We start from the raw sequence: 5530 nt of genomic DNA, 5'->3' as shown, positions 1-5530 counted from the left end.
TACATTCCGAACCCGGAAGCTAAGCCTCACAGCGCCGATGGTACTGCAGGGGGGACCCTGTGGGAGAGTAGGACGCCGCCGAACAATCATTCAGAGAAGGCCTCCCGGCCGTGCCGGGGGGCCTTTTCGCATTTCCGGACACGCTGGCCGACGCATGACCGTGTGACCTCGGATCATCCGTACAGCTCGAAATCAGGGTGGTTGAGCCAGGCAGTAAATGGCTCACGGTCACAGACATGGGCGTCGGGAGAAGCATCCGCGGCGGCGGAGCTGCTGAAGGGCTTCGTGCCTTGGCCGACGGTGTACTGGTACTTCACGTGGTGTCACGACGACGGCACCGTCGAGTGCAACCATGACGCCCTGCTCGGCAATGTCCGTGAAGCCGACGGCCGCGACGCGGAGCCGAGCGCGGGCCTGATCGACTCGCAGTCCGTCCACACCGGCGATATGGTCCGCTCTGCCACCAGAGGCTTCGATGCGAGCAAGAAGGTGAAGGGCCGCAAGAGGTTCATCGTCACCGACACCCTCGGCCTGCTCCTGGCCGTCCACGTCGTTGCGGCGAGTATCCGGGACCGCGACGGCGCCAAGCGGCCGCTGCTGTGGACCCGCCTTGAGCACCCGGGCGTCAAGAAGATCTGGGCCGGCCGGGGCTTCGCCGGCCGCCTGGTCGAATGGGCAGCTCAGATCCTCGGCCGCGATCTGGAGATCGTCCGCAAGGACCCGGACCAGCGAGGCTTCCAACTCCAGCCCAAGCGGGGGGCGGTGGAGCGCACCTTCTCATGGCTCACCGCCAGCCGTCGCCTGGCCCGCGTCTACGAGGCCAGCCCGGCCCGATCGGAGACCATGATCCGATTGGCAATGATCAGCATCATGGTCCGCCGACTCACCTGCGGCTGTCCGGCCACGCGGCCGGGACCCAAGCCATTGATCAGGGTGAGGACGGGCGAGGGTAGCGTTCGGGCGTGACCAGTGACGCTGCCGCCCCGAGCGGATTTTGGAACGGCTCCTCGGTGCGCTCGCGTGTGACCGAGATGTCGCGGGAGGATCCCGAGCGTCGGCGCTTCGGTGCGTCTCACCACGGATACCAGCTTCACCCACCCCTGGCGGAGGAGGAGATCCGCTCGTTCGAGCAGCTGCACGGTGTCAACCTTGCGGCGTCCTACCGAGGCTTCCTCAACTCGGTTGCCGACGGTGGAGCGGGACCCGACTACGGACTCCTGGGCCTGTCGGAGGAAGTAGACGACGGAGAGGCTCTGCACGACCTTCGGACCGAGTGCTTGCAAGCGGGCTTCCTGGCCACCCCGTTCCCGCACACCACGGACCGGCCGGGGCCGGGCAGGGGAGGCGACTCCGACTACTCGGTCGCGGGGACGCTGGTCCTCGGCGAGATCGGTTGCGCCATGTTCTCCCGCCTGGTCATCACGGGAGGCAAAGCCGGACAAGTGTGGCTCGATGACCGCTCCTGGGGTGGTCTGACCCCAGGACCAGACTTCAGCGACTGGTACACCGCATGGCTGGCATCCCAGTAGACCTCAAACACGGTCTGAGGTACGGGACTTCCTAGACCCGTCCGGGCAGTGCGCCGGCCAAGGACCGGGCGCCGGCGAGCTCGGCTTCGTCGTCCTGTTCGTCGTAGGGACCCGATCCAAGCAGGTAGCAGACGTCGATGAACGCGTCGTGGCGCTCAGTGGGGAACAGCGCCAGGTGGCCCAGGACGACTTGGTTGGCCTGTCCGCGGCCGACCGCGGACAGGCACGCCATCTGGACCGGTGGCACGAGGCCCTCCGTTTACGGGCCGTCAGGGAAGTCGTCGGGATCGGGTCCCTCGGGCCGCTCGTGGTCCACCGAATGAACATCCGTCAGGTCGGTCTCCGCCCTCGACCACAGACCAACAACCGGCTGGCCGCCCACCACATCCCTCTTCTAGATCTCACCACCGCCGCAGCCTGACGGAATCGCGGCCGACAGGCTTGGCAACGGCCCGACATACTCAGCGGATGAGCGTTGAGGCGGGAGCATGCGGCGGTGGGGCACTCCAGGAGGTGCTGAGACGTACGGCGGAGGGTCTCGGAGTGGTCCTGCCCGAGCCTGACGGGGAGTTCTCGCACATCGCGAGGTACGCCCGTGCGGAGTCGGGTCGACGGGTGACGGTGCGTCCGCCCTACGACCGGTCCTGGGGCTCGAAATTCCTGACGGTGTATCCGCCCGGCGAGCAGTGCGGCGGCCACTGGATAGCCCTGGAAAGCCGCGGCGTGCCCATGGCCGGCGGGTGGGTCACGGATCCGGCCGAAGTGGTCAGGGCGACAGCGGCGTGGTTGAGCGGTGCGGGGTTGGGCGAGACCAAGGCCCTGGCTCCGGGCATCGAGTACCGCCCGTGGGCCGTGGAGCACGAGCAGGAGCCTCTGGACGCGGTCGAGTTGGTGTGGCACATCAAGCTCGACCGCTTTCACACGTCGTCGTGGGGCCGCCGTCCCCGCACGCACGCGCTGTTGGTGGCCGCGTATGCCCAGCCGGCGCTCCGCAGGCTGACGCCGATCACCAGTCATTTCAACGTGTGGTTCTCCACCAGGATCGAGTTCTTCGAGGACAGAGGGACCAGACAGGCCGGGTTCGGCCACTGGGCGGGGCAGGTCGGGTACGGCCTGCTCCCGCACGATGAGCGGCTGTACGGGGTGCGGCGCCGAGGCGGAGAGCTGGTCGCGCGCACCGAGACACCCGAGGAGGCCGTCTCCCTCGTGGTGGCTGCACTCCCGGACCGGCCGTGGTGATCAGCGGCCCAGGCTGTGCCGGACGTAGTCCGGGTGGGCGGCGCCGACCTCGATGCTGTTCTCGTCCAGGCCGTTGATGATCCGCAGGCAGCCGTCGGCGAAGGCGAACTCCACTGCCACGGTTCCGGCTGCCAGATCGCGGCCTGCCGGCTGCCACTCGAGCAGCGCGACCTCTCGCAGCTCCTGGCCGAGGAACGGCTCCAGGCGCTCATCGCTGTGGGACCACTGCGGCGTGAGCTCGAACCACTCCCACCCGGTGATCGTCGCCGCGGTGTCGAGCGTGTCCCAGCCGATCGAGAGGAGGTCGAGCTGCGAGTGGCAGACCTCCACCTGGTGGCCGTCGAAGTCCAGCACCACCGGGCAGTCGGCGAACCAGTCCCCGTCCTCGGCGAACCGCACCAGCGCGAACCCCGTCAGCCGTCTGCCGGCGAGCGCCGCCAGGCGTGATCCGTGTGCCTGCCGAATGGCGTCGAGCCCGATCAGGAAGGACGGCTCGAAACCAGAGATCCCCATGTTCACAGCACATGAGTTTCCAGGGCTTTGGCCCGACCAGCCAGCGCATATCGACTACGCCGGGGTACTGCCTGTCGCCCGGAGCGCGCCAGCTACTTCTGGGCGTTCCCGCGCGCCCGGCTGCCGGTGCCGCGTTCGAGGCGAGGGATCTTGTGCGGATTCTCCGGCAGCACGACGATGTGCGGCCATGAGCGATCTCGACCCGGTCACCCAGGAGACCCTGCGTTCGGTGGGCTGGTTGCCTGGGCGCCGCGTGGACACCAGCCTCTGGCGGATGAGTTTCGCGGAGACCGGGCTGGTGATGCACCGAGCCGCCGAGGAGTTCCTGGCCGAGTTCGGCGGGTTGCAGGTCGCCTCACAGGGTGCCGGGATCACGCGCGCTCGTGAGGCGTTCGACCTGGACCCCATGAGCCTCTGGAACAGTGAGGAGGACCGCTTCACGGCATGGAACGAAGCCGGAGGAGCCGGGCTCTTCCCCGTCGGCGAGCTCGCCCACGGCCTCGCGCTACTCGGCATCGACGAACACGGTGAGCTCTACGTGGTCCAACCCTCGCGCCTGGCCACCTTCGGGCGGCTTCCCACAGGCATGGACGGCCTCGTCCTCGGGGCCATGGCACGCAGGGTTGGCTGACCTCGGCGTCCGTCATGGCCTGACCGACAGTCCGTCAAGGGTGTTCGCCGGAGCCTGGGTTCATCGTGAGAGCGCAGGGCGGGTGCCGGGTTGCCTCTGTGGGGCTCGTCCGTGCGGCTGGGTGCGGGTGTACTGGGAGGGCGACGCCCTGGTGCCGTTGCCCTCGGCGGAGGGGGTGTTGTCGCGTCCTGCCCACGCGGACGCGAGCTTCTGGACCAGGAGGGGGTGGACATCCGGTCGGGCTTCCTGGGCTTGATCGGGCGCCGGTCGGGCGAGCCCGTGCGGATGACCACGGGAGGCGACTGGGGAAACCGGTGCTCGGGTTCGAACCGGCCGCGGACCGTGTGGTGCTGTCGGCAGATCCCCCTACCGGGCATCGAGGCACGGATCTTCGACAGCAGGTGATCGTCCGGCAGTACCTGGATCCGCTTCTTCAGGAGTTTGCGCTAGTCCAGGACGGCTGGCAGCGAGCCGGCCGGGCTCGGCACGGTCAGAGAGGCCGCCTCGGTACTGGGGATGATGACGGTCTGCTCGTCGAGGGCGGCGGGGATCTCTTCGACCAGGCGCCGGACCATGCGCGGGGCCAAGGGCAGGGTGACACCAACCAGGCGACGGCGTCCGGCTTTTGTGCAGGGTGGACGGTGGGTCGAACCGCTCCAGCAGGGCCTCAGCACGCGTTCCAGGTGCGGGTCGAACTGGGTGAGCAGTCCGCGCAGCCGGTTGGCGATGCGAGCTCGATGCCGCGCGGGGTGTGCGGCATGGTGCGGGCGGCATCCGCAGTGACCGCGGTGTCGCGGGTGTCGCTCTTGGCCTCGCCGGGATAGAGCTTGGAGGTTCGGCAGCCGGCAGCCCGTGCGACCGCCAAGGGAAGGGCGCCGATGTTGGGCCCGTCGAGGGGGATAGGTTGAACAGGTGGCGTCGACGCCGCCGACTGGTCCGCCGTTCGCCCCGCGCCGCCAGGGCTCCCGGTGGGGCAGGTGCTGATGATGTTGATGCCGGGGCCGCCCCGGCCCTCCGTCGCCGCCGCGTAGCCGCACTGCTGTAGCTGAGTCCGAGACCGAGCCCCAGCCAGCCGGCCAAGCCGCCCTCGTCGCCCACGTCCGCGGCGCCGCCTGTGCCCGCTGGCGCCGCTGCGGCTGCGGGAGCTGTCCGAGCAGGCGGTCGTACTCGGTGCCGACTCCGCGTTGCGCCGGCCCGCTTGCGGGGCGGATGTGTGGCTCCGGCGGCGGCCGACCTGAGGTTGACGGCATGGGCAGAGAGGTCTAGTGTTCTTCGAGCTGCCTGACAGGGAGAACCGGACGCGCGCTCTGCACGGACGGTCCCGGGGTGGCCGATCTCCTGAAACACCACTTCTCATTCGAGCTGATCCACGCCTTGTCGAGGGTCAGTGCGAATTGTCGTGCGCGAATTCGGAAGGTCGAGGCGGATTCGCTTTTCGGAGCGGGGATCGGCTAAGGTTTGAAACGTCGGACGGGCCGTCAGGTCGCAGAAGACGCAAGCGAGTTGGATGAACGAAGCGCCGGAAACGGGGCGGAAAACATCTGGTAAGCTAAGAACACGAAAGAACGAAGCGCCCGGAGGGCCCGCTGGAAGGCGGACCGAAGGAAGCCACCGTTCC

At 68.5% G+C, this 5530-nt stretch carries 7 protein-coding genes and 1 rRNA gene; 5 read left to right on the top strand and 3 right to left on the bottom strand.

Annotated features, from left to right (window positions below; translation table 11 throughout):
- From rrf to ACWCYY_RS40545, 3 genes are all read left to right on the top strand, one after another.
- Positions 1-84 (top strand): 5S ribosomal RNA (gene rrf / locus ACWCYY_RS40555); the annotation flags it as partial.
- 216 nt (positions 85-300) lie between these two features.
- On the top strand, positions 301-966 hold the full coding sequence (locus tag ACWCYY_RS40550; protein WP_449798947.1) for a transposase: 666 nt from the start codon (positions 301-303) through the stop codon (positions 964-966).
- Positions 963-1529 carry an SMI1/KNR4 family protein gene (locus ACWCYY_RS40545; RefSeq protein WP_449798946.1) on the top strand — a complete coding sequence of 189 codons (567 nt, stop codon included), beginning with the start codon at positions 963-965 and terminating at the stop codon, positions 1527-1529. Before ACWCYY_RS40550 ends, ACWCYY_RS40545 begins: the two co-directional genes overlap by 4 nt.
- A 31-nt stretch (positions 1530-1560) precedes the next feature.
- On the opposite strand, the gene ACWCYY_RS40540 is transcribed toward ACWCYY_RS40545, so the two are convergent.
- Complete coding sequence (locus tag ACWCYY_RS40540; protein ID WP_449798945.1) at positions 1561-1776, bottom strand: DUF6368 family protein; 216 nt, start codon at positions 1774-1776, stop codon at positions 1561-1563.
- Positions 1777-2072: 296 nt separating this feature from the next.
- Between ACWCYY_RS40540 and ACWCYY_RS40535 the strand changes: the two genes are divergently transcribed.
- Positions 2073-2768 carry a DUF6193 family natural product biosynthesis protein gene (locus ACWCYY_RS40535; protein ID WP_380150565.1) on the top strand — a complete coding sequence of 232 codons (696 nt, stop codon included), beginning with the start codon at positions 2073-2075 and terminating at the stop codon, positions 2766-2768.
- Here ACWCYY_RS40535 and ACWCYY_RS40530 read toward each other — a convergent pair whose 3' ends face one another.
- Complete coding sequence (locus tag ACWCYY_RS40530) at positions 2769-3281, bottom strand: hypothetical protein (protein WP_449798944.1); 513 nt, start codon at positions 3279-3281, stop codon at positions 2769-2771.
- 187 nt (positions 3282-3468) lie between these two features.
- On the opposite strand from ACWCYY_RS40530, the gene ACWCYY_RS40525 reads away from it, so the two are divergent.
- Complete coding sequence (locus ACWCYY_RS40525; protein ID WP_449798943.1) at positions 3469-3912, top strand: SUKH-3 domain-containing protein; 444 nt, start codon at positions 3469-3471, stop codon at positions 3910-3912.
- A 446-nt stretch (positions 3913-4358) separates the two neighbouring features.
- Here ACWCYY_RS40525 and ACWCYY_RS40520 read toward each other — a convergent pair whose 3' ends face one another.
- Complete coding sequence (locus tag ACWCYY_RS40520; protein WP_449798942.1) at positions 4359-4499, bottom strand: hypothetical protein; 141 nt, start codon at positions 4497-4499, stop codon at positions 4359-4361.
- Between the last annotated feature and the right edge of the window lie 1031 nt (positions 4500-5530).

This window comes from Kitasatospora sp. NPDC001664, from assembly GCF_053596675.1.
This window is presented reverse-complemented; position numbering and strand designations above follow the sequence as displayed.